Consider the following 25103-nt stretch of genomic DNA (forward strand, 5'->3'; position numbering starts at 1 on the left):
GGTCCGCGGGTCAGCGCTGGTAACGCTCCACGAAGGCGCGCAGGATCCGGGGCGCCTGGTCCACCACGGGCCCGTTGACCACGCGGTCGATCACGGCCTCGGTGTCCTGGGGCCGGAAGTAGCCGAGGTCCTTGTACGCCATGATGCGGCTGACCAGCCCCTCGGGGTCCAGCTCCGGGTGGAACTGGGTGGCGTAGAGGTTGTTCTTGATCCGGTACATCTGCACCCTGCACACGGAACCCGTGGCGAGCAGCACGGCGTTGGACGGCATCACCCGGGTGCCCTCCTTGTGGCCCACGTACGCGCTGAACTCGTGCGGCAGCCCGGCGAGCAGCGGGTCCTTCTCCCCCTCCTCGGTGAGCGTCACGGTGATGGGTCCCACGTCCTCGTGGCACGTGTGGTCCACGGTGGCGCCCTGGTGGATGCCGAGGGTTCCCACGCCGTAGCACGCGCCCAGGAATGGGAAGTCGCGGGCCACCACCTCGTCCAGCAGGGAGCTGATCCACGTCTCCGCGGTGCGCTGCGCTTTGGACTTCTCCTCCGGCGGGTCCGACGAGTTGAAGGGCGAGCCGCCCACGATGATCCCGCTGTACTCGTCCAGGTCCAGCGCCGGCCACTGCCCGGACTCCAGGCGGATGCGGGTCAGCTGGGATTCCTCGAGCCCCCCGAAGCGGGCCACGGCCTGGTATTCCTCGTCCGCGATGGTGTCGTTGGCGCGCGTGGCCAGGAGCACGAAGGGTTTCATGCCCTCATGCTAGCCACCGCGCGGCAGCACCGAGGACGGCGCCGCCCGGGGACCCGCCGCGGCCCGCGAGCCTCGGCCACGCGGCGCCGTCGTCCGCGCCGCCCGAGCCCGCCACCCGCACCGGCCACCCGAACCGGTGCGCGATGCCGCGGCCACGGACGGGTCCGAGCGCCGTCGCCCTCTCCCGGAGCACGCAACACCCGGCGGCGCACTTGACGGGCGCACCGTGATCCAGTTCACTGAATTGAAATTCCTTTTTCGCATCCCGAAAACCAAGGGGCAGCAGTGGAGCTCGTCGATTTCAACGCCCTCGACCGCGAGGCCGCCGAGGCCGCGCTGCGTCCGGCGCTGGACGTGCCCCGCTGGAGCGACGCGCTCGTGGCCGGCAGGCCCTACGCCGCCGTCGCGGACCTCCTGGACGCCGCGCGCACCGCCGCCCACCCGCTCACGGACGCCGAGCTGGACCGCGCGCTGTCCCACCACCCGATGATCGGGCGCCGCGCGGAGGGCGACTCCGCGGAGGCCACGCTCTCCCGCGGCGAGCAGGCCGGGTTGGGGGACGCGGACGACGCCGTGCGGGCCGATCTCGAGCGCGCGAACCTGGAGTACCAGGAGCGGTTCGGCCACGTGTTCCTGATCCGCGCCGCCGGCCGCAGCCTGCCCGAGATCCTCTCCGAGGCCCGCCGCCGCCTGACCAACCCGCCCGAGGACGAGCGCCGCGAGGTGGCCGAGCAGCTGCGTCAGATCGCAGTCCTGCGTCTCGAAGGGATGCTCGCATGAGCTTCGTCTCCGCCCACGTCCTCGACTCCGTGCACGGCCGCCCCGCCCGCGGGATCCGCGTCACGCTCCTCACCGGCGACGGCCGCGAGCTCGCCTCCGCCACCACCGACGAGGACGGCCGGGTCGCAGACCTCGGCCCCGAAACCCTGGAGTCCGGCCACTACCGGATTCTCTTCGCGACCGAGGCGTACTTCGCCGGTCTCGAGCTCGAGACGTTCTACCCGTTCGTCGCGGTGGACTTCACGGTGCGGCAGGAGCAGGGCCACTACCACGTGCCCCTGCTGCTCAGCCCGTTCGCGTACTCCACGTACCGCGGCAGCTGACCCAGGAGCCGGCCCCCGCGCCGACGGCTGCCGTTCCACAGCGGACCCACGATTCCCCAGAGGAGCAGATGACCATGACCGAGGTAGTCCTTGGGAAGAACCAGTACGGCAAGGCGCAGAACCACGTGGTGCGCATCCACCGCGACACCGACCGGCACGTGATCCGTGACCTCGTGGTGACCTCGCAGCTGCGCGGTGACTTCGAGGCGGTCCACACCGAGGGGGACAACGGCCACTGCGTGCCCACGGACACCCAGAAGAACACGGTGTTCGCGTTCGCCCAGAAGTACGGCATCACCTCTCCGGAGGAGCTGCTGCTCAAGCTCTCGGAGCACTTCACCACCGAGTTCGAGTGGGTCACCGGCGGCCGCTGGGCCGCGGACGAGCACGCGTGGGACCGGATCAACGACAGCGACCACTGCTTCGTGCAGAACAAGCAGGAGGTCCGCACCGCCGTGCTCGTCACGGACGGCGAGCAGCAGACGGTGATCTCCGGGTTCAAGGACCTCACGATCCTGAAGTCCACGGAGTCCGGGTTCGAGGGCTACCCCAAGGACAAGTACACGACCCTGCCGGAGACCACGGACCGGATCATGTCCACGGACGTGGCCACCCGCTGGCGCTACAGCACCACGGACGTGGGCTACGACGCCGTCTACGCGGACGTCAAGAAGATCATCCTGGAGAAGTTCACCGACCACTACTCCCGTGCCCTGCAGGAGACCCTGTACCTCATGGGCAAGGCCGTGATCGAGGCGCACCCGGAGATCGACGAGATCAGGTTCTCGTGCCCGAACAAGCACCACTTCGTGTACGACCTGAGCTTCTGCGACATCGAGAACCCCGGTGAGACGCACTACGCCGCGGACCGCCCCTTCGGGCTGATCGAGGCCACCGTGCAGCGCAAGGGCGCCCCGGAGGCCGAGGCCGCCTGGGCGGGCATCACCGGCTTCTGCTGAGCCGCGGCGCCCGCCGCACCGCTCTCTCCTGCCCTCGCCGCTGTCCGCGGCGAGGGCAGGGTTCGCGCACTCCACGAAAGGCTTCCCCATGTCGTCAACCACCGCGACCGCCGGGCACAGGCGGTCCCCGCGGTCCTCACGCCCCGAGGACGAGTACCTCGGCGCAGGAGCCAGCTTCGGCTACGGGTTCCAGCACGTCCTCACCATGTACGGCGGGATCATCGCCCCGCCGCTGATCGTGGGCGGTGCCGCCGGGCTGTCCTCCGCGGACCAGGCCCTGCTCGTGGCGTGCTGCCTCTTCGTGGGTGGCCTGGCGACCGTCCTGCAGTCCTTCGGGATCAAGTTCTTCGGTTCGCAGCTGCCCCTGGTGCAGGGGACGTCCTTCGCGGGCGTGGCCACCATGACGGCGATCGTGGGCGGTGGGGGCGGCATCCAGGCCGTGTTCGGCGCGGTGATGGCCTCGGCGGTGATCGGCTTCCTGGTGGCGCCGTTCTTCGCGCGCATCATCCGCTTCTTCCCGCCCGTGGTCACGGGCGTGGTCATCACGACCATCGGTCTCTCGCTGTTCCCCGTCTCCGCCCAGTGGGCGCAGGGCGGCGCCGCCGTGGCAGCGAAGGGCGACCCGCACACCGTCTTCAAGAACGTGTGCCTGGCCGGGGCCACGCTGCTGATCATCATGCTGCTCTCGAAGGTCCGCAGCGCGATCGTCTCGCGGCTGTCCATCCTGCTGGGCATCGTGCTCGGCACGCTGCTCGCGTTCCTCCTGGGCATGGCGGACTTCTCCAAGGTGGGCGACGGCGCCGTGTTCGCCTTCCCGCAGCCGTTCGCCTTCGGTCCGCCCACCTTCCAGCCGGCCGCGATCATCTCGATGACGATCGTCGTGCTCGTGATCCTCACGGAGACCACCGCAGACATCATCGCCGTGGGCGAGATCGTGGGCACGGACGTGGACCGCAAGCGCATTGCGAACGGTCTGCGCGCGGACATGGGCGCCTCGTTCATCTCGCCGGTGTTCAACGGCTTCACGCAGTCCGCGTTCGCCCAGAACGTGGGTCTCGTGGCGATCACCGGGGTCAAGAGCCGGTTCGTGGTGACCGCCGGTGGCGTGATCATGCTGCTGCTGGGTCTGCTGCCCGTGCTCGGCCGGGTGGTCGCCGCCGTGCCCATGCCCGTGCTGGGTGGCGCGGGGATCGTGCTGTTCGGCACCGTGGCGGCGTCCGGCATCCGCACCCTGGGCAAGGTGAAGTACGCGGGCACGCCCAACCTGATCATCGTGGCCACGTCCATCGGCATCGGCATGCTGCCGATCGTGGCGCCCACCATCTACGCGGGCTTCCCGGGATGGTTCGAGACCATCTTCCACTCGGGCATCAGCTCCGCCGCCGTGGCCGCCGTGGTGCTGAACATCCTGTTCAACGAGATCCGGATCGGCAACCCGCCCGAGGGCAGCGGCTCCGTGTTCACGGAGGCCCCGGTGCGCTACGTGCCCATCGAGGCGCTCGAGCACCTGCAGAGCCACCTCCAGGAGGGCGACACCGTCAAGGACGGCAAGCTGCACGACGCCGAGGGCAAGGAGGTCCCGGTCGTCACCGCGTCCGGCGAGGTGGTCCCCGCCCCGCTGACGCAGGAGATCCCGCAGGTCCGCAAGGACTCCGCGGAGGACTGAGCCCCCAGCCCCGCTCCGCGACGGCGCCGCTCCCACCCGGGTGCGGCGTCGTCGTCGTCTCCCGGCGAGGGACGACGACGCCGCGGCCGCCCGCGGTCCGGGACGCCTCGCGCACCGCGCGCCCAGCCCGGCACCCCACCGCCGCCGTGGTCGCAGCCGGGTGGAGCGACGTCGTCTTCCATGCGCGCTCATGGGCTCTTGCCACAATGGGGACATGAAGGGCATCATCCTCGCGGGCGGCACGGGCTCCCGGCTGCACCCCGTGACCGAGGGCGTGAGCAAGCAGCTGGTCCCGGTCTACGACAAGCCGATGGTCTACTACCCGCTGTCCACCCTGCTGCTGGCCGGGGTGCGCGAGATCCTGGTGATCACCACCCCGCACGACGCCGAGCAGTTCGAGCGGCTGCTCGGCGACGGCTCACGGTTCGGCGTGCGGATCACGTACGCGCAGCAGCCGCGCCCGGACGGTCTCGCGCAGGCGTTCATCCTGGGGGCCGAGCACATCGGGGACGACAGCGTGTGTCTGGTACTGGGGGACAACATCTTCTACGGCCCCGGCCTGGGCACCCAGCTGCGCCGCTTCCAGGGCCTGCGCGGCGCCGCGATCTTCGGCTACCGCGTGGCGGACCCGGGTGCGTACGGCGTGGTGGAGTTCGACGCCGCCGGGCAGGCCGTGTCCATCGAGGAGAAGCCGGAGCGGCCCCGCAGCCACTACGCGGTGCCGGGGCTCTACTTCTACGACCACCGCGCCGTCGAGTTCGCCCGCGCCCTCACGCCGTCCGCACGCGGGGAGCTGGAGATCACGGACCTCAACCGCGCCTACATGGAGCGCGGCGAGCTGGCCGTGCACGTGCTGCCGCGCGGCACCGCGTGGCTGGACACCGGGACCTTCGACTCCCTCGCGGACGCCACCAACTTCATCCGCACGGTCCAGGCGCGGCAGGGCACCTCGATCGGCTGCCCGGAGGAGGTCGCGTGGCGCCTCGGGCTGCTCTCCGACGTGCAGCTGCGCGAGCGGGCCGCAGCCCTCGCCAAGAGCGGCTACGGCGCGTACCTCGAGTCCCTGCTCTCCGAGGCCGACGACGTCGCGCTCCCCCGCCGCTGACAGCTCACCGCGCACACGTGCGCGGTCACGAGACCACCGATGCAGCGATCGGGCGTTCAGCCCGCGGAGGCGAACTGCGCCGAGAGCCGCTGGGCGGCGTCGCGCAGGAGGGGCACGGCGCGCTCGCCGAACTCCCAGTCCACCCGCGTGGTGGGGCCCGAGACCGAGATGGCCGTGGGCGTGGGGGCGTTGGGCAGGACCATGGAGAAGCAGCGCACGCCGATCTCCTGCTCCTCGTCGTCCACGGCGTAGCCGCGCTCCCGGATGACCTCGAGGTCCGCGAGCAGGGACTCCACGGTGCCGTGGCTCTTCACGGTGGGGGTGGGCATGCCTATGGACGTCACGATGCTCAGCACCTGCTGCTCCGGGAGCGTCGCCAAAATCGCCTTGCCCACGCCGGTGTCGTGCATGTGCGCCCGGCGGCCCACCTCCGTGAACATCCGCATGGAGTGGGAGGACTGCGCCTGCCCCACGTAGACGACCATCTGCCCGTCCAGCACGGCCATGTTCGCGGACTCCCCCAGCTCGTCCACGAGCCCCTGCAGCACGGGCTGCGCGTACGTGCCGAGCTGCAGCCCGGCCGCGTTGCCCAGTCGGATGAGCCCCGGGCCGAGCGCGTAGCTGCGGTTGGGCAGCTGGCGCACGTAGCCCAGGGGGATGAGCGTGCGCAGCAGGCGGTGGATGGTGGGCAGCGGCAGCTCGGCCCGGGAGGCGAGCTCGCTGAGGGAGGACTCTCCCCCGGAGGCGGTGATGATGCTGAGCAGGTCGAAGACCCGCTCCACGGACTGGACCCCGCCCGCGCTCTTGCCGTCCACCATGCGTGTGCTCCCTCTGGTTGCTGAGTCAGGCTTGACGGTCGAGTCGGCCGGGTCACCGGCTCGCAGGGGTGCCGCGACGCCCCGAGAGACGCCCTCCGAGCAATACCCCCGAGCACCGACCGCACTGTGTGAGCCAGGACTCGCCCGGCGGTTGTCATACGTCACATTCTACGCCTAGGATTCCATTGGTGGAATTATTTTTCCACCATACGGATTTTTGAGGGCGCAGCGCCCGCTGCCCTGGCACGACCGACTGCACCGACATCCAGGAGGCAACCCATGAGCATCACCCACATGACGCCCGAGAACGTGGCCGCCGCGGACGAGATCCTCTCGGACGAGGCCCTCGCGTTCGTCGAGGCCCTGCACCAGAAGTTCGGGGACCGCCGCGAGGAGCTGCTCGGCAAGCGCGAGACCGCGCGTCGTCAGGCCGCCGAGACCGGGACCATGGACTTCCTCCCCGAGACCCGTGAGGTCCGCGAGGGGGACTGGAAGGTCGCGCCGGCGCCCGCCGCCCTGCAGGACCGGCGCGTGGAGATGACCGGACCGGCGTCGCCCGCGAAGATGGCGATCAACGCCCTGAACTCGGGCGCGAAGGTGTGGCTCGCGGACCTCGAGGACGCCGCCTCCCCCAGCTGGGCCAACCAGGTGGACGCGATCGCCAACCTGCGCGACGCCGCCCGCGGCACCCTGGGCTTCACGTCCCCGGAGGGCAAGGAGTACAAGCTGCGCGAGGACGTGCCCCTGGCCGTGGTGGTCATGCGCCCGCGCGGCTGGCACCTGCCCGAGTACAACATCACCGTGGACGGGAAGACCGGTTCCGGTTCCCTCACGGACTTCGGGCTGCACTTCTTCCACACGGCCAAGCAGCTGATCGAGAACGGTCAAGGGCCCTACTACTACCTGCCCAAGATGGAGTCCTACCTGGAGGCGCGGCTGTGGAACGACGTCTTCACGTTCGCGGAAGAGTACCTGGGCATCGAGCACGGCACCGTGCGCGCCACCGTGCTGATCGAGACCATCCCCGCCGCGTTCCAGATGGACGAGATCCTCTACGAGCTGCGCGACCACGCCTCCGGGCTCAACGCCGGGCGCTGGGACTACCTGTTCTCCATCATCAAGTACTTCCGTGACGCCGGCGAGAAGTTCATCCTGGCGGACCGCTCCGCCGTGACGATGACCGCTCCGCTGATGCGCGCGTACACGGACCTGCTCGTGCAGACGTGCCACAAGCGCGGTGCCTTCGCCATGGGCGGCATGGCCGCGTTCATCCCGTCCCGCAAGGACGAGGAGATCAACAAGGCCGCCTTCGAGAAGGTGCGCGGCGACAAGACCCGTGAGGCCGGGGACGGCTTCGACGGCTCGTGGGTGGCCCACCCGGACCTCGTGCCCGTGTGCCGCGAGGTCTTCGACGAGGTGCTCGGCGAGAAGCCCAACCAGGTGGACCACCAGCGCCCGGACGTGGACGTGACCGCCGAGATGCTGCTGGACGTGCCCTCCGCCGGTGACCAGCGCACCGAGAAGGAGCTCAACGCGAACCTCTACGTGGCCATCCGCTACGTGGCCGTGTGGCTCTCCGGCAACGGTGCGGTGGCCATCCACAACCTCATGGAGGACGCCGCCACCGCGGAGATCTCCCGCTCGCAGATCTGGCAGCAGATCAAGAACGGCGTGGTCTACACGGACACCGGCAACACGGCCACGCGCGAGATCGTCGCCGACGCGCTCGACAAGCAGCTCGAGGTGCTGCGCGGTGAGATCGACCAGGAGAACTACGAGAAGTGGTTCGTGCCCGCGGGCCGGCTGATCGCGGACATGGTGCTGAAGGAGGACTACCCGAACTTCCTCACGCTGTCCGCGTACGACCTCATGGAAGGCAGCAAGTGACCCGACCGGCCCACGCCGTTCACGCGTCCCCCGCCACGACCGCCCCGCGCGGCGCGGCGGGGGACGCCCCCGTTCTCTCCGAGGGCTTCCTGCACCGCGCGGACCTGCTGCTCGCGGGCACAGATGCGGATCTCACCCGTTTCTACCCGGGTGACACCGGCGCGCGGCAGCCCGTGCACACGTGCTACGTCCCGGCGGACCTGGTCACCGAGGACACCCCCGCGCAGTGGGGCGCAGCCGCCCTCGCCGCGGCGGAGCAGGCGGGCGGGCTCGCGGCCCTGGCGGGGTTCGCCGGGATCGACGACGACGCCGCGCCGGACCTTGTGGAGCGGGTCGCCCGCAAGCTGCGCACCGAGCCGGTTGAGGATCTGCGCTTGGACCTCGAGGACGGCTACGGCGAGCGCCCGGACGTCGAGGAGGACGCCGCGGCGGTGCAGGCCGCGCGCACGGTGGCCGCGTTCGCGCGGAACCGTGCGACGGGTGCGGCACCTGCTCCCGCCTTCGCGGGCATCCGTTTCAAGTGCTTCGAGGCGGCCACGCGGGCCCGCGGTCTGCGCACCCTGGACCTGTTCCTGACCACGCTCGTGCGCGAGGGCGGGCTCGCGGAGGCGGGGATCAGTGCGGACGGTCTTCCGGACGGGCTCGTGCTCACCCTGCCGAAGGTCTCCACCGTGGAGCAGGTGCGCGTGATGGTCGAGGCGTGTGCGGCGTTCGAGGACGCGCTGGGGCTGCCCGCCGGGCGGCTGCGCTTCGAGATCCAGATGGAGACGCCGCCCATGATCCTGGGGCTGGACGGCACCTGCCCCATCCCGGCGATGCTGCGCGCCGCCGAAGGCCGGGTCTCTGCCCTGCACTACGGCACGTACGACTACTCGGCCTCCCTCGGGATCTCGGGGCAGTTCCAGTCGCTGGAGCACCCAGCCGCGGACCACGCGAAGTCCGTGATGCAGGTGGCCGTGGCCGGCACCGGCGTGAACCTCTCGGACGGCTCCACCAACCGGCTCCCCGTGGGTGACCCCGCCCAGCGCCGTGAGACCTGGGCGCTGCACTCCCGCCTGGTGCGGCGCTCCCTGGAGCGGGGCTTCTACCAGGGCTGGGACCTGCACGCCCACCAGCTGCCCACGCGCTTCCTCACCAACTACGCGTTCTACCGGGGCGCGTTCGACGACGCCACCCGCCGGCTCGTCGCGTACGCCGGGCGGTCCGTGCCGGGCATCGAGGCCGCGGACGTCGCGGACGAGCCCGCGACCGCCCGTGCGCTGGCGCGCTACGTGGTGCGAGGATTGCTGTGCGGTGCGGTCAGCGAGGACGAGCTGCACGCGGCAGGCCTGGACCCGGAGACGGTGCGGTCCGTGGCGAACCCGGGTACGGCGTCGTCGTCGGCGTCCGTGACCGGGGCACCCGGCGAGACAGGAGAGACAGCATGAGCGAGCGCACCTACTGGGCCACGCACGGCGGGCACCCGCCGCAGACGGACCTGCTGACCGACCGGGCGATGTTCCGCGAGGCGTACGCGGTGATTCCGCGGGGCACGCAGCGGGACATCGTGACCTCCTACCTGCCGTTCTGGGAGGACACGCGGCTGTGGGTGCTCGCGCGGCCGATGACCGGTTTCGCGGAGACGTTCTCGCAGTACCTCATGGAGGTGGCGCCGGGCGGCGGCTCGGACCGACCCGAGGAGGATCCGGACGCCGAGGCCGTGCTGTTCGTGATGGAGGGTTGCCTGGAACTCACCCTGGGCGACGAGCCCGGCGACGACGACACCCACGAGCTCGTGCCCGGCGGGTACGCGTTCATCGCCCCGGGCGAGACGTGGACCGCGCACAACCGCGGCTCCGAGGACACCCGGTTCATGTGGATCCGCAAGCGCTACCAGCGGGTGGCCGGAGTGCCCAAGCCGGAGTCCTTCGTGACCAACGAGCAGGACATCGAGCCCACGCCCATGCCGGGCACCGAGGGCCGGTGGGCCACCACGCGGTTCGTGGACCAGAAGGACCTGCGCCACGACATGCACGTGACCATCGTGACGTTCCTGCCCGGGGGGATCATCCCGTTCGCGGAGACCCACGTGATGGAGCACGGGCTCTACGTCCTGGAGGGTCAGGCCGTGTACCGGCTCAATGAGGACTGGGTGGAGGTCCAGGAGGGCGACTTCATGTGGTTGCGCGCCTTCTGTCCCCAGGCCTGCTACGCCGGTGGGCCCAAACCGTTCCGGTACCTGCTGTACAAGGACGTGAACCGGCACGCGCCGCTGTCCCTGGGAGGGCATGCGGGGCGGTGACGCCTCACTCTGCAGACTGTGGGACCGCCGGGCACGAGGAATCGTGTCCGGCGGTTGTCAGAAAACATGCCAGCGAAACCCACGGCGGCCAGGACCAGAACAAATATCGCACTACTCATTTCTTGAACGTGGCTAAAGATACGTGGCCCGCACGGCACCAAAAGTCACACCATGGCCGTGATGACCATGACTACCCCCTCAGTAGCGCTACGACGAGACAAGGCTTTGTGACACGAAGAGCCAAGGTGCTTTGAATCGGCATGCGAATGCACCCTGCCCATTCAACTGTTCAGGCGCACAGCACGGCGCGGAGCCAGAATCGCTTCTGGGTAAGCCGTACCGGACCACCTCCTGTTTCGCGGTGCAGAGCAAGGAGATCCTCCGCGTATGCATCGACAGTGAATCCGCTCGGGGCATCCCATGGGACCAGCTGCAGATATGCGACCAGGGCAGCGACGTCGTTGAACAGATACTTGCCCACGTGTTCTTCTGCTTCCGTGACCTCGAACCCCGCCTCCTCCAACTCCCTGGCACAATGCGCGAGGTTCACGTGCGGCAGTTCAGCGTGCTCACCGAACCACTGCCCTATCTCGTGCGCCTCGTCGCCTCCCACTTGCTGGGTTACGAACCGCCCCCCGGGCGCGATGACACGTGCCAGCTCACGCGGGGAATACGACTCATGCCTGTTGAGCACGAGATCGAACCGGTCATCGGGGAAAGGCATTGGCAGTGAATCCACATCCTCGTCGGGAGCGCTGTACTCCACCACGTCCACCCCCACGGCCTGCAGGTTTCGACGCGCTGCTAGCACATTGGGCGCCCACCCCTCCGTTGCAACGGTGTCACGTGGCAGAGAATTGGCGAAGGTGAGCAGAAATTCGCCACCGCCCGTGCCCATGTCGAGGACGCTTGTCGCATCTGCCAGAGCCGTTCGATAGACGAGGTCAATATCCCAGGGCACTGGGGTCTCGGTCATGCGCGTTTCGAGGTCCGAGAAGCTCCATCCCTCCGGCTGGGGCTTCTGCTCTGACCGCCATGACGCGAGCCACTGTTCATCGGAAAGGTCCATGGCTGAAAACATACCGGAATGCGGGTTGCCTGCATCCCGAACATGGAATCATCGACGGAGTCGGCAAGAAGACATGCCCTCAGACTGGTTGTCGGTGCTCCTCCGCGAGCATCGCGTACCCGTAGCCGTCGTGCCATTGGCCGTCCCGGTGCAGACAGTCCCTCACGGTGTGGCTCTCACGCCGCATCCCCACCTTCTCCATGACCTTCCAGGACCCGGTGTTCTCCGCGAAGCAGCCGGCCTCCACACGGTGGACGCCCATGTCGAACGCGATGGACAGGCCTGCGCGCACGAGTTCCGTGGCGATGCCACAACCCTGGGCCCAGGGCGCCACCACCCAGCCGAGCTCCACCTGCTGCCCCCTGGCGTGTTCCGCGACGTCCGCCTGGGACCACGCGTCCTGGTGCTTGACCATGAGATAGGCCGCGAGCCGCCCGTCCCAGTGGGCCAACAGGTGGGTGGCGACCAGGGCGTCCCAGTCCGCGCGGAACTCCTCACGTGAGGCGTAGACCCTGGTGGTCCAGCGGTTCAGCTCAAGATCGCCCTTCAGCTCCCACAGCACGTCCGCATCCTCCGGGGTCAGTCGACCCACGGTGAGCCGTTCGGTACGGCGGGGCCAGATCAGGTCGTCGAGGGAGCGGTGCATGCCCCCAGGGTATCGAGGGCTCGGCCCTTCGCCCGCAGACACTTGCCCCGGGGTGTGAGAACGCCCCGGGCCATCACGGCCCGGGGCGCTTCTCTCCGACTCTGCGAACTCAGATGCTCTTGGCGTCGATCACAAAGCGGTAGCGGACGTCCGAGTTCACCACGCGGTCGTAGGCGTCGTTGACGTCCTCCGCGCTGATGAGTTCGATCTCCGCCGTGACCCCGTGCTCACCGCAGAAGTCCAGCATCTCCTGGGTCTCGCGGATGCCGCCGATGTTGGACCCGGTGAGGGACTTGCGGCCGCTGATCACGGACCCGGCGCTCACTTCCAGGGGCTCGGTGGGCAGGCCCAGCAGCACCATGGCACCGTGCGGACGAAGGGTGGCCATGAACTCCTGCACATCCACGTGGGCGGAGACGGTGTTGATGATGACGTCGAACTCGCCCTTGTGGTTCTTGAGCGCCTCGGGATCCTCCTTGCGGGCGATCCAGTCGGTGGCGCCGAAGCGGCGGCCGTCCTCCTCCTTGGAGCGGGTCTGGCTGATCACGGTCACCTCTGCGCCCATGGCGGCGGCGAGCTTCACGGCCACGTGGCCCAGACCGCCCATGCCCACCACGGCCACCTTGGAGCCCTCGGTGACGCCCCAGGTGCGCAGCGGGGAGTAGGTGGTGATGCCCGCGCACAGCAGCGGCGTGGTCGCGGCCGGGTCCAGGTTCTCGGGGATGTGCAGGGCGAAGGCCTCGGACACGATGATCTCCGTGGAGTACCCGCCGTCCGTGGGGCGGCCGTCGAAGCGGTCCTTGCCGTTGTACGTGCCCACGGCCTTGGGGCAGTTGTTCTCCTCGCCCTTCAGGCACCACTCGCACTCGCGGCAGGAGTCGACGAGGCACCCCACGCCGGCACGGTCACCGGTGGCGAACTTGGTCACATCGGAGCCGATCTCAGTGACCCGGCCGATGATCTCGTGGCCCGGGACCATGGGGAACTCGATGGGCCCCCACTCCTCACGCACGGTGTGGATGTCCGAGTGGCAGATGCCCGCGAACTCGATCTCGATGCGGATGTCGTCCGGGCGCAGGTCCCGCCGCTCGACGGTCCCCTTCTCGAGCGGGGCACCGGAGGCGACGGCCTGATAGGCAGCAACGTTGGTAGTCATGGCGGGTGACTCTAGACCCCTCGGTGCGCCGGTGTCACACCGGAGCACCGAGGAATACTGACGGGCCCGGCGGGTTTGTTACTGATAAGTACCCGACACGACTCCCAGGAGACCCCATGGCCCGCATCGTCAACGCACTGCAGTCACTGAGCGCGCCCGCTCCCAAGCCCACGGCTGCTCAGAACGTCGCCCGTCTGGGGCTCGGGGCACTCATGTCCACCGCGGGGATCTCCCACCTCACCTTTGCACGCGAGGACTTCCAGGCACAGGTTCCGGACTGGTTCCCCGTGGACAAGGACACGGTGGTGCTCGCCTCCGGGGTGGTGGAGATCGCGTTCGGGGCGGCACTGTTCGCGCTGCCGAAGCGGCGCGCCGCCGTGGGCGCCGGGCTGGCCGCGTTCTACGCCGCAATCTTCCCCGGCAACATCAGCCAGTACGCCGAACGGCACGACGCGTTCGGCCTGGACACCGATGGCAGGCGACTGGCCCGCCTGTTCGGCCAGCCGGCCCTGATCGCGGCAGCTCTGCTGGCCGGAGGGTTCCCCCGCAAGTAGTCGGCTGCGCAGGACGCGAACCGGCCTCACCGCCCGAAAGGAAAACCTTTGAGGTCCTTCGGCAGGGGTGTCGCGTACGTCCGGACCTTGGAGGTCTTCAGCCCCAGCCGCACGAGCGACTGCGCCACAGTGACAGCAGCAGCCACGCCGTCCACCACGGGCACGCCGCAGCGTTCGCGCACGGCGTCCTCCAGGGCGGCCATGCCCCCGCAGCCGAGCACGATCACCTCGGCGCGGTCCTGCTCGACCGCCCGCTGCGCCTCGGCCACGATCGTCGCGACCGCCGCGCTCTCGTCCCGCTCCAGGTCCAGCACGGAGGTGTTCGACGCCCGCACGGACGCGCAGCGGTCCATGAGCCCGGCCAGCCGCAGCCGGTCCTCGATCAGCGGCACGGTGCGGTCCAGCGTGGTCACCACGGAGTAGCTGCGCCCCACGAACGTGGCCATGGACGCGGCCGCCTCGGTGATGTCCACGACCGGCTGCTCCAGCAGCTCCTGCAGCCCCTCCCGGCCGTGCTCGCCGAACCCGGCCTGGATCACGGCGTCGAACGGCTGGTCGTAGGCGAGCACCGCGTCCATCACGCCCACCGCGGCGAGGTAGGACTCCATGTTCCCCTCGCACGACGGCGCACCGAAGGTGGGCGTGAGCCCCACGATCTCCACGCCGGGCTCGGCCACGGCGCGCGCAGCGTCCGCAATGGACTCGGTCATGGACGGCGTGGTGTTCACATTGACGGTCAGGATGCGCATGGTGGGTCCTTCGGGTGGTCGGGGGTCGGATGGCACGACGACGCCGTGCCCCGCCGTGCGGGGCGGGGCGAGCGGGAGGCGGCCCCGCGGCGTCGTCGTCGGCCGCGATCTCGTGCGAGACGGGGGCTCAGTACGACACGTGGTTCAGTGCGAGGTGGCGACCGCGATGGCCTCACCGTGCTGGTCCGTGTACTCGAGCTCGCGCTTGGCGGTGACCAGATAGCAGAGGGCGCCCAGGCCGGCTCCGATGAACCACGAGAACTCGCTGGCGGCCTGGAAGACAGGCAGCAGGGCGACCGCCAGGGAGGCCAGTGCCGCGGGAACGAACGCCCCGATCGCCCGGGGGTTCACGCCGCCGCGGTAGAAGTACTCACCGTCGTGGGTGTCCACGTAGAGCTGGGGCACGTTCACGCTGGAACGGCGGATCAGCCAGTAGTCCACCATGATGATCCCGAACAGCGGCCCGAGGAGCGCGCCCAGCCCGCCGAGGAAGTACACGATCACCACGGGCGAGTTGTAGAGGTTCCACGGCAGGATCACCAGGCCGATCACGGCCGAGAGGATCGCGGCCCGCCGGAAGTCGAGTCTGCGGGGGAACATGTTGGTCAGCGCGTAGGTGGGCGCCACGAAGTTGGCCATGAGGTTCACGGCCACCGTGAGGATCAGCAGCGCCAGGGATGCGAGCACCAGCAGCGGCGTGGAGGGAATGGTCTGCACGATGTCCGCGGGGGACGTGATCACGGTGCCGTCCAGCTTGAACTGGGCCCCGGCGAGCGAGACCACGATCAGCCCGAACAGCAGCATGTTGATGGGGATGCCCCAGAAGTTGCCGCGCACGATCGCGCCGCGGCTCTTCGCCGACCGTGTGAAGTCGCAGAAGTTGAGCACGAAGGTCCCGTAGATGGAGACCCACAGGGCACCACCGCCCAGGATGTGCAGCCACATCTGCCCGCCGGTCAGCGGGTGGTCCGTGCTCCACGCGATCGAGAAGTCCACGCGGGAGAGCATCCACACCGCGAGCGCAACCATGGTCACGAGGATGATGGGCCCGGCGAACGCCTCGTACTTGCGGATCATCTCCATGCCGCAGCACACGATGACCACCTGGATGATCCACAGGGCCACGAAGCTGATCCAGCCGAGGGTGGACAGCCCCAGCACGCTGTTCGTGTCCAGGTCCGCGAGACTGGGCACCAGGGCGATCAGCATGACCCGCAGCACCACGGAGGCCAGGTAGGTCTGGATGCCGAACCACGCAATGGCCACGATCCCGCGCACAGCCGCGGGCAGCTGGGCGCCGTGCACGCCGAAGGAGATCCGGCTCATCACGGGGTAGGGCACGCCGGTCTTGAACCCCATGAACCCGGAGAGGCACAGCAGTACGAACAGCAGCAGCGCGCCCACGCCCAGCGCGGTGAGCACCTGCCACGCCCCGAGACCGAGGGCGAAGAGGCCGATCGCAAACCCGTAGTTGCCCAGCGAGTGCACGTCGTTGGCCCACAGGGTGAAGATGCTGTACGCGCTCCACGTGCGCCCGTGGCGGCTGGTGGGCGCGAGATCCACGTTGTAGAGCTTGTCGCTCGTGTCCGGGCGCGGTTCGTGGGCGACGCCGCGCGGTGCGTACAGCCGCCCGGGCCCCGGTCGCCCGGCCGCCTGTTCCGTGGTGCGGGGGAAGTCCTGGGTGGGCATGCGTTCTCCTCGTCGTCCTGCGGGTGTGCGGCTCGGTCCCTGCCTGTTGAAGGCACGGCGGGGAACCGTGAGACGCCGTCGCACCGTTCAGCTCCAAGATCTCACACGACGGGTTGACGTGCATCACATCCGGCCGATAATTTTTCATTCATCAGAACTTGAATTCCACATCATGGAATTGGCGCGCAGGACAACGGGCGGCCGCGTCACCGTCCCGGGGAGGGCCCACCGTGCGGTACACCGTGAACGCCTCGATCATGCTGACCGAGCTGCCGGTGCTGGAGCGCCCCGCCGCCGTGGCGCGCGCAGGCTTCTCCGACGTCGAGTTCTGGTGGCCGTTCCCCACTGCCACCCCGCCCGAGAGGGAGATCGGCGACTTCACCCAGGCCCTCGAGGACGCGAACGTCCAGCTGACCGGTCTGAACTTCTACGCCGGGGACATGCCCGCCGGTGAGCGAGGAGTCCTCTCCCACCCCGAGCGCACGGACGAGTTCCGCCGCGGGGTGGACTCCCTGGTGACCGTTGCCCGGGCCACGGGCTGCCGCGCCTTCAACGCCCTCTACGGCAACCGCCTGCCGGACGTGCCCGTGGCGGAGCAGGACGACGCCGCCGTCGAGAACCTCCGGTACGCGACGGACGCGGTTGCAGCCTTCGGCGGGACGGTCCTGGTGGAGCCGCTCTCCGGCACCCCGGCGTACCCCCTGCGCACGGCCGCGGACGTCGTGGCCGTGGTCGAGCGCGTGGACCGCCCGAACGTGAAACTGCTCGCGGACTTCTACCACCTGGCGGTCAACGGGGAGGACGTCGAGGCCCTGATCGATCAGCACGCAGCGGATTTCGGGCACATCCAGCTCGCGGACGCGCCCGGCCGCCACGAACCGGGCACGGGCGAGCTGCCCCTGCCCCGGTGGGTGGCCCGGGCCCGCGAGTGCGGCTACGACGGACCGGTGGCGCTGGAGTACGTCCCCTCCCAGGAAGACCCGTTCGCGTGGCTCCCCCGCGACCAGCGAGCGTGAGCCCGCGCGCTTGCTCGGCACGCCGACGCCGCACGGGTTCGCCCGGTGTGGCCGGGCGCCTAGCGGACGGCCACACCGGGCGGGCGCTGCTCGAACGGATGTCGAGCGACCAGGTGCAGAGCGAGCGGCTGCCGCCCGGGCGGCGTCGTGCTGGAATGGTCCCGGAACAGGACATCCGCAGAAGGAGGACACCGTGCGCGTCGTCGTGGCACCGGACAAGTTCAAGGGGTCGGTGACCGCCCACGAGGCGGCGGCCGAGCTCGCGGCGGGCATCGCGGAGGCGCGCCCGGACGCCGTCGTCGAGGTCCTCCCGGTCGCAGACGGCGGGGAGGGCACGCTCGACGCCGCCTTGGACGCGGGCTTCGAGCGCCACGACCTCACCGTCACCGGACCCGCGGGAGATCCCGTCCCCGCCGCATGGGGCCGCCGCGGGGACGAGGCCGTGGTGGAGATGTCCCTGGCTTCGGGCCTCGCCGTCCTCCCCACCCGGGACGGCCATCCCGCCCTCGCACCCCGCACCGCCACGAGCCGCGGCACCGGCGAGCTCGTGGCCGCCGCGCTCGACGCCGGCTGCACCCGCGTGGTGCTCGGTGTGGGCGGCAGCGCCACCACGGACGGCGGCGCGGGCATGCTCACCGCGCTCGGGCTGCGCCTGCGGGACGGGCACGGCCACGACCTGCCCGCGGGCGGCGCGGCGCTCGCCGACCTGCACCGCGTCGACGCCTCCGCACTGCACCCGCGCATCCGGGACGCAGAGTTCGTGCTCGCCGCGGACGTGGACAACCCGCTGCTCGGCCCGCGCGGAGCCGCCGCGGTCTTCGGCCCGCAGAAGGGTGCCTCCGAGCAGGACGTCTCGGACCTCGACGCCGCCCTGGCCGTGTTCCGCGACCGCCTCGCGGACGCGCTCGGCGAACCGGCCCGTCAGGCCGCGGACGCACCCGGCGCGGGGGCCGCGGGCGGCGTCGGCTACGCGGCGCTCGCGGTGCTGGGCGCGGAACGCAGGCCGGGGATCGACGTCGTGCTGGACCTCGTGGGGCTCGACGCCGCCGTGGCCGGCGCGGACCTGCTGCTCACCGGGGAGGGCAGCCTGGACGAGCAGAGTCTCGGCGGGAAGACACCGATGGGCGTGCTGCGCGTGGGACGGCGCCACGGGGTGCCCGTGGTGGCCGTGTGCGGGCAGACCACCCTGGATGCCGCAACCCTGCACGAGGCGGGCTTCGCCGCCGTCCACGAACTGCGCACGCTCGCACCGGATCCCGAATCATCGATGCGGGACGCGCCACGCCTGCTCCGGGAGGTCGGCCGCCGCATCGCGTCGCAGTAACAGAGCCACCCCATTTTCCACGGGCGCTCGAGGACGAGCCGCCCCGAACCGCACCGCCCGGCCACGAGCGCCGGAACGCTCCACCGAAAGGACACCCCTTCCATGAACGCCTCCCCGCAGCACGGTTCCCACGAGAAGCAGACGCCGGAGTCCGCCCGGAACGAGACCCCACAGCCCGAGGCCACCACAGATCCGGAGGTTAACGAGGAGCACGCAGAGGAGCGGGTGCGCGCGAAGGTGGAGCAGGCGGCGTCGAACCCGGAAACCGACGAATCCCCGCGGAAGGTTGCCCAGGAGAACTCGCAGCGCGCCGCGACGGGCACGCACCGTGAGGAGGTGGCGGCAGCGCGCGCCGCGCAGATCGAGCTGGCGAACGAGGTCAACGACGCCGAGCGCGTGCGCGAGCTGATCCGCCGCTACAAGGCCGAGAACGAGCTGGCCGTCGCGGACGAACCCTCCGAGCAGCGGCTGACCGGGCGGCAGGGCGCGGACTTCGACCTGGTGGTGCGCGGGCAGCGCGTCTCGTGCGGTGACACGTTCGCGCCGCGCGAGGTGGGTGTGCGGGACGGGAAGATCGCCGCGATCGAACCGCTCGGCGCGGGCCTGACCGGCGCGCGAGTCGTGGAGCTCGCCGAGGACGAGACCCTGATCCCCGGCCTCGTGGACACCCACGTGCACGTCAACGAGCCCGGGCGCACCGAGTGGGAGGGCTTCGCCACGGCCACCCGTGCGGCGGCGGCCGGCGGCGTCACGACCATCGTGGACATGCCCCTGAACTCCGTGCCCGCCACCGTGAACGTGCCCGCCCTGGAGTACAAGCGGCTGTTCGCGGCGCAGAACGCGTTCGTGGACATCGGCTTCTGGGGCGGCGCCGTCCCCGGCAACAAGGCGGACCTGCGCCCCCTGCACGACGACGGCGTGTTCGGCTTCAAGTGCTTCCTGCTGCACTCCGGGGTGGACGAGTTCCCCCACCTGGAGGCGGACGAGATGGAGGAGGCGCTCGCGGAGATCAAGACGTTCAACTCGCTGCTGATCGTGCACGCGGAGGACTCCCGCACGATCGACAAGGCCCCGCAGCCCAACGGCAACGTGTACGACACGTTCCTGAAGTCCCGCCCGCGCGGCGCGGAGAACATCGCGATCGCGGAGGTCATCGAGCGCACCCGCTGGACCGGTGGACGCTCGCACATCCTGCACCTGTCCTCCTCGGACGCGATCCCCATGATCCGCTCCGCGAAGAACGACGGCCTGGACATCACCGTGGAGACCTGCCCCCACTACCTCACGCTGCTCGCCGAGGAGATCCCGGACGGCGCCACCGCGTTCAAGTGCTGCCCGCCCGTGCGCGAGGTCTCCAACCGGGAGAAGCTGTGGGAGGGGCTGATCGACGGCACCATCGACTACATCGTCTCGGACCACTCCCCCTCCACGCTCGAGCTCAAGGACCTGGGCAACGGGGACTTCGGGGTGGCGTGGGGCGGGGTGTCCTCGCTGCAGCTGGGGCTGTCCCTGATCTGGACCGAGGCGCGACGCCGCGGGATCGGGCTGGAGCGCGTGCTGCAGTGGATGTCCACGCGCCCGGCCGAGCGGGTGGGTCTGCGCGGCAAGGGCAGGCTGTCCCTGGGCTACGACGCGGACATGGCCGTCTTCGCCCCGGACGAGGGCTACGTGGTGGACGCCCAGCGCCTGAACCACAAGAACCCCATCACCCCCTACCAGGGCAAGGTGCTCTCTGGGAAGGTCCGCAAGACCTTCGTGGGCGGTCACGAGGTGGACTACGAGACGCCCACCGGCCGCCTGATCTCGCGCGGCCAGGCCTGACGACGCCGTTCCCCGCCTTCTGAGGGCAGGGCACGGCGCCGTCTGCCCGCCGTACTGATCGGGCGTTCAGCACGACGGCGCTGTCAGGCCTGCCAGGGGGTCACGAAGTCGTTCGCGGGTCGTCCCTCGACCGCGGCGAGCAGCTCCGCGGCCTGTGCGCCGTCGATCTCCTCACGGATGATGTCGGCGTGCCCCGCGTGCCGGGCGAACTCCTCCACGTGGTGGACGTAGAGGTACCGCAACGTCGCCGGGCGCGCTTCGTTCATGCCCACCCAGGGCATGGGGCCCACGGGCAGCTCCGCGTCGAGGTCACCGTCACGGCACATCCTCATGTATTCGTCACGGACCTCGTCGAAGGTCTCCAACAGCGCCGCGATGTCCTCGTCCTCCGACGGCGTGAAGCTCGCGAAGAAGGCCTCGAACGGCTGGTCGTGCTCCTGGTGTCCGGCTCCTGAGAGCGACTGCTTCATGCAGTAGACGATGTGCTTGGTGATGCCACTGATGCTCAGGGCGCTGCGCAGGGGAGCGCGACGAGCCTGGGCGTCGTCGAGTCCGTAGGAACTCGCGCGAATCGCATCGAGCTGAACCTCCAGGTAGTTGCAGAGAGTGGTGCGTTCGTCGTCGGTCTGGGGCAGGTACACGGTGATGTCCTCTCAAGGTCAGCGGGTGCTGTCACGACCATGGCACCAGGCCTTGCGGACAGTTGTGGTCCGGTTTCTCCGGGAGAATGCGGGCATGGCCGACACCACTCAGCGCGTCCTTCGCCTGCTCGGGCTCCTGGAAGCTCGCACCACGTGGCAGGCGCACGAACTCGCCACCCGTCTGGAGGTGACGGAGCGTACCGTGCGACGGGACGTGACCAGGCTGCGGCAGCTGGGCTACCCCGTGGAAGCCGCACGAGGTCTGGACGGCGGGTACCGCCTGGGTGCCGGGCGCCGCCTCCCGCCCCTGCTGCTCGACGACGACGAAGCGGTTGCCCTGGCTGCCTGCCTCCGCATGGGCGCGCTCTCCGGCACAGACGAGGTCGGTGAAGCAGCTCTCCGTGCGCTGACGAAGCTCGACCAGCTTCTGCCTCCGCGACTGCACTCACTCGTCGCAGCCGTTGACGGGGCTACCCGAGCCCTCCCGCACAGTCGGCCTGCCGTTGATCTCCGTCTTCTGCAGCGACTGGCGACGGCACAGCGTGACCACACGCTGGTGCGTTTCGACTACCGCAAGCCCACCGGGGAGGCCAGCTCCCGAGAAGTCGAGCCGGTGCGACTCATGACCCAGGGGGAGCACTGGTACCTGCAGGGTTTCGACCGCGTGCGGGACGACTGGCGGGTGTTCCGCCTGGACCGGGTGGCCAACCTTCGCAGCACGACCTGGCAGTTCGCGGCTCGTGAGACGCCGCCCCTGGGCTTCCGCCGCGATCTCGCCAGCCGCTATCCGTGCCGTGTGCGCGTGGAGATGGGCGTCGACGTGGAGGACGTCACCGCCCGGGTGCCGGCCCCCTACCGGAGCAACCTGGAGCCAACCGCTCACGGCTGCCGTTTCCTGGTGGGCGCACCCGATTGGGACGACCTCGCGTGGCACGTCCTGTGGGTCAGCCGTGACCTCAAAGCTCCCGTGACGGTCCTGGACGGGGCAGATGCGGATCCGTTCCGGGAGGCCATGGCCCGGATCGCAGACCACGCGCGGGGCGCAGGCTGAGAATTTCGGCTGGGGCTGATCGCAGCGGACGGTGTGAGGCCGATGGTTCGGGCCCTCCGGTTGAGTTCCAGGTCAGTCCGGACGCACGGCGCTCAAGCAGAAGAGGTGGCCCACTGGGTCGAGCATGACGCGCCACTGCTCGGGTGAGGGCTGGAAGTCCGCTTCCCGGGCGCCGATCTTCACGGCAGCCGCCACATCGGCATCCAGGTCATCTGCGGCGAGATCGAGGTGCATCTGTTGAAACTGCGGCTCGTGCGGCCATGTCGGCGGTTCGTAGTCGTTCACCCGCATCAGCGTCAGCATGGGGCCCGCGCCGCTCAGGCAGATGACACCCCGGTCGGGGGCGGCCAAGGCTTCCTCGAGGCCGAGGAGGTTCTTGTAGAACGGGGCAAGTTCATCGGGACTGGGGCAGTCGATGGAGATGGACGCGAGGGGCGCCACTCGAGTAGTCATGCCCTGACAGTAGAAGACGCCACCGACAGCACCAGGGTGACGCCTCAAGGGACACTCGCCGGGCTATTCCTCGCCCGCCACGAGGTAGTGCGCGTTCAGTTTCTGCGCAAGGTCCCGCATGTCCACATCACGGTCCGGAGTTGGCCCATCCGGCACTGCGGAGTAGTCGGCCACGAACCAGTTCTGACCCGTGGCGAACTCCACGGGATTCCCCGGCTTCCCGATGCTGGACAGCATGTCGAACACCTTTTCCTGGCTGGACGAGGAGTCGAACCACAGCACTTCCACGGTGTTCGTGCACATCCTGGATTCCCCAGTGGGCCCGGGTGGGTCAAGCACCTTCTCCGTGGGCGCAGGGGGATTGGCGTCGCAGTTCACTGCGGAGTCGACGGCGTCATAGGCGTCGTTCAGCGACCCGAATGCTGGCAGTGCTTCTTCTCCACGACTGCACGCAGCAGCCCCAGCGGAAAGCAGCACGATCATGGCCAGGGCGGGGATCTTTTTCACGGGCACCTCAGCTCTTCACCAGGCTGCTGTGTGAGGAGCGCGCTGCGCCAGAGAGGCCGTTCCCACCACACCAGCACTTCATGTGATCCAGTTCGCTCAGTGTGCGCCCGCACCCCCTGGACGGCAAGGGAGGCAGACAGCTCGATCGCGAAGCAGGCGGCACCCGAACTGTGTCTTGCGGCAGCCTTCTCCATTCGCCACGATGAGCGAAAGGGAACCGCCCCGCCGGGGCGTCATGGGGGAGGAAACGGTCATGGCCGAGAATAAGGGTCTGCCTCGTGTTTGGTTGACACGGGTTTTCAGGCGGCGGTAGCCGCGTGTGTTGATTGAACCATCTCGAACTCGACCGGCGTCAACCGGCCGAGACGGGCCTGACAACGGCGGCGGTGGTAGGTCCGCTCGATCCAGGTCACGATCGCCAACCGAAGCTGCTCGAAACAGGCCCAGCGACGACGGTTCAGGACGTTCTTCTGCAACAGGGCGAAGAAGGACTCCATCGCGGCATTGTCGCCGGCTGCACCCACGCGGCCCATCGACCCGACGAGCCCGTTGGCCCTGATCGTGTCCAGGAATCGCCTGGATCGAAATTGCGACCCTCGGTCGGAGTGGACCCGACAACCGGCCACATTCGCCTTGCCGCCCCGGCGGGCGACGGCCATCTGCAGGGCGTCGACGGCCAGTTGCGAGGCCATGCGCCGGTCGATCGAGTACCCCACGATCCGGTTCGAGAACACGTCCTTGACCGCACACAGGTACAGCTTCGAGTCCCCGGCCCAGTGCTCCGAAATGTCCGTGAGCCACAACCGGTTCGGCGCGTCGGCGCGGAACTCCCGCTTGACCAGGTCGTCATGGACCGGCGGCCCGGGCCGCTTCCTAGAGCCGTGGCGGACCGAGTGGCAGCAGCGGACGCGGACCAGCCGACAGGCCTTCAACGCCTGGTGGTCCGACACGTCCAGACCGCGGTCCCGGAGCTCGTCGGCGAGGAACCGGTACCCGAACTCCGGATCATCACGATGAGCGTCCAGCACCGCGTTCGCCGCATGGGCATCGGACCACTCCCGATCGCTGACGGGCTCGGCAAGCCACTGATAGTAGGCCTGCCGGGAGAACCCCAAGACCCGACACGCGACCGTCACCGATATCCCGTCGCGGGCCAGGTCTGTCACGACGGGATAGGTCATTTTGGGGACTGGCCCAGCTTCAAGTTGGCCTGGGACAGATAGGCCGCGGCTCGGCGCAGGACTTCGTTCTCCATCTCGAGCTCACGGACCCGGCGCTTGGCCTTCTTCAGTTCCTCGTTCTCGGCCTTCGTGACACCAGGACGGATCCCGCCCTCCACGTCGTCCTGGGCCAGCCAGCGGCGCAGGCAGGACTCGGTGATCCCGAAGTCCTTCGCCACCTGGGCGATCGGGGTCTCACCCTTGCGGGCCACCGCCACGACATCGTCGCGGAACTCTCTGGGATAAGCAGCAGGCATGACAACATCCTTCCAGCGATCCCCACCGGGACCACAGATCAGATGTCAACCAAACTCACAGCAGACCCGTAGGTGACGGCAAGCTTGACGTACCTGGTGGCCAGACCACGCCACTGTTTGACGCTGTTGAAGGAGCGTTCCACGACGTTTCGTCCCTTGTATGCCTCTGCGTCAAAGGCGGGTGGCCTTGGAGCCCTTCTTTTTCCGGGAGGCGATCTCGTTCTTCTTCTGGGGGATCACTGCCTTGACGTGGTGATCTCGAAGGTATTCACGGTTCACGCCCGACGTGTAGCCCCGGTCCGCCATGACCGTGTCGGGTGTGGTGCGGGGCCTGCCGGTGGGCCTGGGGACGTAGATGTCCTTCAAGGTGTCCTGCATCATCGCGC

Annotated in this window: 25 protein-coding genes and 1 pseudogene; 13 read left to right on the forward strand and 13 right to left on the reverse strand. The window is 69.3% G+C overall.

Going from position 1 to position 25103, the window contains the following annotated elements:
* Positions 1-10 precede the first annotated feature (10 nt).
* On the reverse strand, positions 11-745 hold the full coding sequence (locus D8M39_RS04790) for a glutamine amidotransferase (protein ID WP_126874533.1): 735 nt from the start codon (positions 743-745) through the stop codon (positions 11-13).
* A 285-nt stretch (positions 746-1030) separates the two neighbouring features.
* Between D8M39_RS04790 and uraD the strand changes: the two genes are divergently transcribed.
* The 5 genes from uraD (at position 1031) to rfbA (ending at position 5578) form a co-directional block, all read left to right on the forward strand.
* The gene (gene uraD, locus D8M39_RS04795; protein ID WP_055082987.1) at positions 1031-1525 is read left to right on the forward strand and encodes a 2-oxo-4-hydroxy-4-carboxy-5-ureidoimidazoline decarboxylase; all 495 of its coding nucleotides are present in this window, start codon (positions 1031-1033) and stop codon (positions 1523-1525) included.
* Complete coding sequence (uraH, locus tag D8M39_RS04800) at positions 1522-1848, forward strand: hydroxyisourate hydrolase (RefSeq protein WP_126874534.1); 327 nt, start codon at positions 1522-1524, stop codon at positions 1846-1848. The genes uraD and uraH overlap by 4 nt, the downstream gene beginning before the upstream one ends.
* A 68-nt stretch (positions 1849-1916) precedes the next feature.
* Entirely contained in the window at positions 1917-2807 is an 891-nt protein-coding gene (gene pucL, locus D8M39_RS04805; RefSeq protein ID WP_153245899.1) for a factor-independent urate hydroxylase, read from the forward strand.
* Positions 2808-2895: 88 nt separating this feature from the next.
* Entirely contained in the window at positions 2896-4473 is a 1578-nt protein-coding gene (locus D8M39_RS04810; RefSeq protein ID WP_126874536.1) for a nucleobase:cation symporter-2 family protein, read from the forward strand.
* Positions 4474-4687: 214 nt separating this feature from the next.
* A complete protein-coding gene (rfbA, locus tag D8M39_RS04815; RefSeq protein WP_126874537.1) occupies positions 4688-5578 on the forward strand; it encodes a glucose-1-phosphate thymidylyltransferase RfbA in 891 nt (296 codons plus the stop codon).
* Between the two features lie 56 nt (positions 5579-5634).
* Here rfbA and D8M39_RS04820 read toward each other — a convergent pair whose 3' ends face one another.
* Positions 5635-6396 (reverse strand): IclR family transcriptional regulator, encoded by a 762-nt coding sequence (locus D8M39_RS04820; RefSeq protein ID WP_371413760.1) that lies wholly within the window; start codon positions 6394-6396, stop codon positions 5635-5637.
* 279 nt (positions 6397-6675) lie between these two features.
* Here D8M39_RS04820 and aceB point away from each other — a divergent pair, with 279 nt between their 5' ends.
* The 3 genes from aceB (at position 6676) to D8M39_RS04835 (ending at position 10564) form a co-directional block, all read left to right on the forward strand.
* A complete protein-coding gene (gene aceB / locus D8M39_RS04825; protein ID WP_126874538.1) occupies positions 6676-8283 on the forward strand; it encodes a malate synthase A in 1608 nt (535 codons plus the stop codon).
* An 89-nt stretch (positions 8284-8372) separates the two neighbouring features.
* Entirely contained in the window at positions 8373-9710 is a 1338-nt protein-coding gene (locus D8M39_RS04830) for an aldolase (protein WP_153245900.1), read from the forward strand.
* Positions 9707-10564: a bifunctional allantoicase/(S)-ureidoglycine aminohydrolase gene (locus tag D8M39_RS04835; protein ID WP_126874540.1), complete on the forward strand. Its 858-nt coding sequence runs from the start codon at positions 9707-9709 to the stop codon at positions 10562-10564. The genes D8M39_RS04830 and D8M39_RS04835 overlap by 4 nt, the downstream gene beginning before the upstream one ends.
* 289 nt (positions 10565-10853) lie before the next feature.
* Here D8M39_RS04835 and D8M39_RS04840 read toward each other — a convergent pair whose 3' ends face one another.
* From D8M39_RS04840 to D8M39_RS04850, 3 genes are all read right to left on the reverse strand, one after another.
* Entirely contained in the window at positions 10854-11633 is a 780-nt protein-coding gene (locus D8M39_RS04840) for a class I SAM-dependent methyltransferase (RefSeq protein WP_035964817.1), read from the reverse strand.
* Positions 11634-11712: 79 nt separating this feature from the next.
* On the reverse strand, positions 11713-12279 hold the full coding sequence (locus D8M39_RS04845) for a GNAT family N-acetyltransferase (RefSeq protein WP_055083005.1): 567 nt from the start codon (positions 12277-12279) through the stop codon (positions 11713-11715).
* A 109-nt stretch (positions 12280-12388) separates the two neighbouring features.
* Positions 12389-13435 (reverse strand): NAD(P)-dependent alcohol dehydrogenase, encoded by a 1047-nt coding sequence (locus tag D8M39_RS04850; protein WP_126874541.1) that lies wholly within the window; start codon positions 13433-13435, stop codon positions 12389-12391.
* A 116-nt stretch (positions 13436-13551) separates the two neighbouring features.
* Here D8M39_RS04850 and D8M39_RS04855 point away from each other — a divergent pair, with 116 nt between their 5' ends.
* Positions 13552-13989, forward strand: coding sequence for a hypothetical protein (locus D8M39_RS04855; protein ID WP_055083009.1), 438 nt, complete (start codon positions 13552-13554; stop codon positions 13987-13989).
* 26 nt (positions 13990-14015) lie between these two features.
* On the opposite strand, the gene D8M39_RS04860 is transcribed toward D8M39_RS04855, so the two are convergent.
* Both D8M39_RS04860 and D8M39_RS04865 read right to left on the reverse strand, forming a co-directional pair.
* Positions 14016-14738 carry an aspartate/glutamate racemase family protein gene (locus D8M39_RS04860; RefSeq protein WP_055083011.1) on the reverse strand — a complete coding sequence of 241 codons (723 nt, stop codon included), beginning with the start codon at positions 14736-14738 and terminating at the stop codon, positions 14016-14018.
* Positions 14739-14882: 144 nt separating this feature from the next.
* Positions 14883-16427 (reverse strand): NCS1 family nucleobase:cation symporter-1, encoded by a 1545-nt coding sequence (locus tag D8M39_RS04865; protein WP_126874542.1) that lies wholly within the window; start codon positions 16425-16427, stop codon positions 14883-14885.
* A 230-nt stretch (positions 16428-16657) separates the two neighbouring features.
* On the opposite strand from D8M39_RS04865, the gene D8M39_RS04870 reads away from it, so the two are divergent.
* The 3 genes from D8M39_RS04870 to allB all read left to right on the forward strand — a co-directional run bounded on the left by D8M39_RS04870 (position 16658) and on the right by allB (position 20588).
* On the forward strand, positions 16658-17443 hold the full coding sequence (locus D8M39_RS04870; RefSeq protein ID WP_126874543.1) for a hydroxypyruvate isomerase family protein: 786 nt from the start codon (positions 16658-16660) through the stop codon (positions 17441-17443).
* 193 nt (positions 17444-17636) lie between these two features.
* The gene (locus tag D8M39_RS04875; protein WP_126874544.1) at positions 17637-18767 is read left to right on the forward strand and encodes a glycerate kinase; all 1131 of its coding nucleotides are present in this window, start codon (positions 17637-17639) and stop codon (positions 18765-18767) included.
* Between the two features lie 468 nt (positions 18768-19235).
* On the forward strand, positions 19236-20588 hold the full coding sequence (gene allB / locus D8M39_RS04880) for an allantoinase AllB (protein ID WP_094394665.1): 1353 nt from the start codon (positions 19236-19238) through the stop codon (positions 20586-20588).
* A gap of 83 nt (positions 20589-20671) precedes the next feature.
* Here allB and D8M39_RS04885 read toward each other — a convergent pair whose 3' ends face one another.
* Positions 20672-21229, reverse strand: coding sequence for a DUF664 domain-containing protein (locus tag D8M39_RS04885; protein ID WP_126874545.1), 558 nt, complete (start codon positions 21227-21229; stop codon positions 20672-20674).
* A gap of 94 nt (positions 21230-21323) precedes the next feature.
* Here D8M39_RS04885 and D8M39_RS04890 point away from each other — a divergent pair, with 94 nt between their 5' ends.
* Positions 21324-22280 carry a YafY family protein gene (locus D8M39_RS04890; RefSeq protein WP_126874546.1) on the forward strand — a complete coding sequence of 319 codons (957 nt, stop codon included), beginning with the start codon at positions 21324-21326 and terminating at the stop codon, positions 22278-22280.
* A gap of 72 nt (positions 22281-22352) precedes the next feature.
* On the opposite strand, the gene D8M39_RS04895 is transcribed toward D8M39_RS04890, so the two are convergent.
* From D8M39_RS04895 to D8M39_RS04915, 5 genes and pseudogenes are all read right to left on the reverse strand, one after another.
* Positions 22353-22733: a VOC family protein gene (locus D8M39_RS04895; protein WP_126874547.1), complete on the reverse strand. Its 381-nt coding sequence runs from the start codon at positions 22731-22733 to the stop codon at positions 22353-22355.
* A gap of 63 nt (positions 22734-22796) precedes the next feature.
* A complete protein-coding gene (locus D8M39_RS04900) occupies positions 22797-23036 on the reverse strand; it encodes a hypothetical protein (protein ID WP_094393471.1) in 240 nt (79 codons plus the stop codon).
* 503 nt (positions 23037-23539) lie between these two features.
* A pseudogene (locus tag D8M39_RS04905) lies at positions 23540-24717 on the reverse strand (IS3 family transposase).
* 38 nt (positions 24718-24755) lie between these two features.
* Complete coding sequence (locus D8M39_RS13180; RefSeq protein ID WP_371413761.1) at positions 24756-24860, reverse strand: hypothetical protein; 105 nt, start codon at positions 24858-24860, stop codon at positions 24756-24758.
* Positions 24861-24888: 28 nt separating this feature from the next.
* Positions 24889-25103 (reverse strand): transposase (locus D8M39_RS04915; protein ID WP_148111755.1); only part of this gene is annotated, 215 nt, incomplete at its 5' end.

The organism is Kocuria sp. HSID17590 (genome assembly GCF_003989485.1).
GTDB classification, from domain to species: Bacteria; Actinomycetota; Actinomycetes; order Actinomycetales; family Micrococcaceae; genus Kocuria; species Kocuria salsicia.

Bases quoted from the DNA above. Each gene is read 5' to 3' on its own strand.
- D8M39_RS04790 (WP_126874533.1), bottom strand. From the start codon at position 745: ATGAAACCCTTCGTGCTCCTGGCCACGCGCGCCAACGACACCATCGCG.
- uraH (WP_126874534.1), top strand. From the start codon at position 1,522: ATGAGCTTCGTCTCCGCCCACGTCCTCGACTCCGTGCACGGCCGCCCC.
- pucL (WP_153245899.1), top strand. From the start codon at position 1,917: ATGACCATGACCGAGGTAGTCCTTGGGAAGAACCAGTACGGCAAGGCG.
- D8M39_RS04810 (WP_126874536.1), top strand. From the start codon at position 2,896: ATGTCGTCAACCACCGCGACCGCCGGGCACAGGCGGTCCCCGCGGTCC.
- rfbA (WP_126874537.1), top strand. From the start codon at position 4,688: ATGAAGGGCATCATCCTCGCGGGCGGCACGGGCTCCCGGCTGCACCCC.
- D8M39_RS04820 (WP_371413760.1), bottom strand. From the start codon at position 6,396: ATGGTGGACGGCAAGAGCGCGGGCGGGGTCCAGTCCGTGGAGCGGGTC.
- aceB (WP_126874538.1), top strand. From the start codon at position 6,676: ATGAGCATCACCCACATGACGCCCGAGAACGTGGCCGCCGCGGACGAG.
- D8M39_RS04835 (WP_126874540.1), top strand. From the start codon at position 9,707: ATGAGCGAGCGCACCTACTGGGCCACGCACGGCGGGCACCCGCCGCAG.
- D8M39_RS04840 (WP_035964817.1), bottom strand. From the start codon at position 11,633: ATGGACCTTTCCGATGAACAGTGGCTCGCGTCATGGCGGTCAGAGCAG.
- D8M39_RS04845 (WP_055083005.1), bottom strand. From the start codon at position 12,279: ATGCACCGCTCCCTCGACGACCTGATCTGGCCCCGCCGTACCGAACGG.
- D8M39_RS04850 (WP_126874541.1), bottom strand. From the start codon at position 13,435: ATGACTACCAACGTTGCTGCCTATCAGGCCGTCGCCTCCGGTGCCCCG.
- D8M39_RS04855 (WP_055083009.1), top strand. From the start codon at position 13,552: ATGGCCCGCATCGTCAACGCACTGCAGTCACTGAGCGCGCCCGCTCCC.
- D8M39_RS04860 (WP_055083011.1), bottom strand. From the start codon at position 14,738: ATGCGCATCCTGACCGTCAATGTGAACACCACGCCGTCCATGACCGAG.
- D8M39_RS04865 (WP_126874542.1), bottom strand. From the start codon at position 16,427: ATGCCCACCCAGGACTTCCCCCGCACCACGGAACAGGCGGCCGGGCGA.
- D8M39_RS04890 (WP_126874546.1), top strand. From the start codon at position 21,324: ATGGCCGACACCACTCAGCGCGTCCTTCGCCTGCTCGGGCTCCTGGAA.
- D8M39_RS04895 (WP_126874547.1), bottom strand. From the start codon at position 22,733: ATGACTACTCGAGTGGCGCCCCTCGCGTCCATCTCCATCGACTGCCCC.
- D8M39_RS04900 (WP_094393471.1), bottom strand. From the start codon at position 23,036: ATGTGCACGAACACCGTGGAAGTGCTGTGGTTCGACTCCTCGTCCAGC.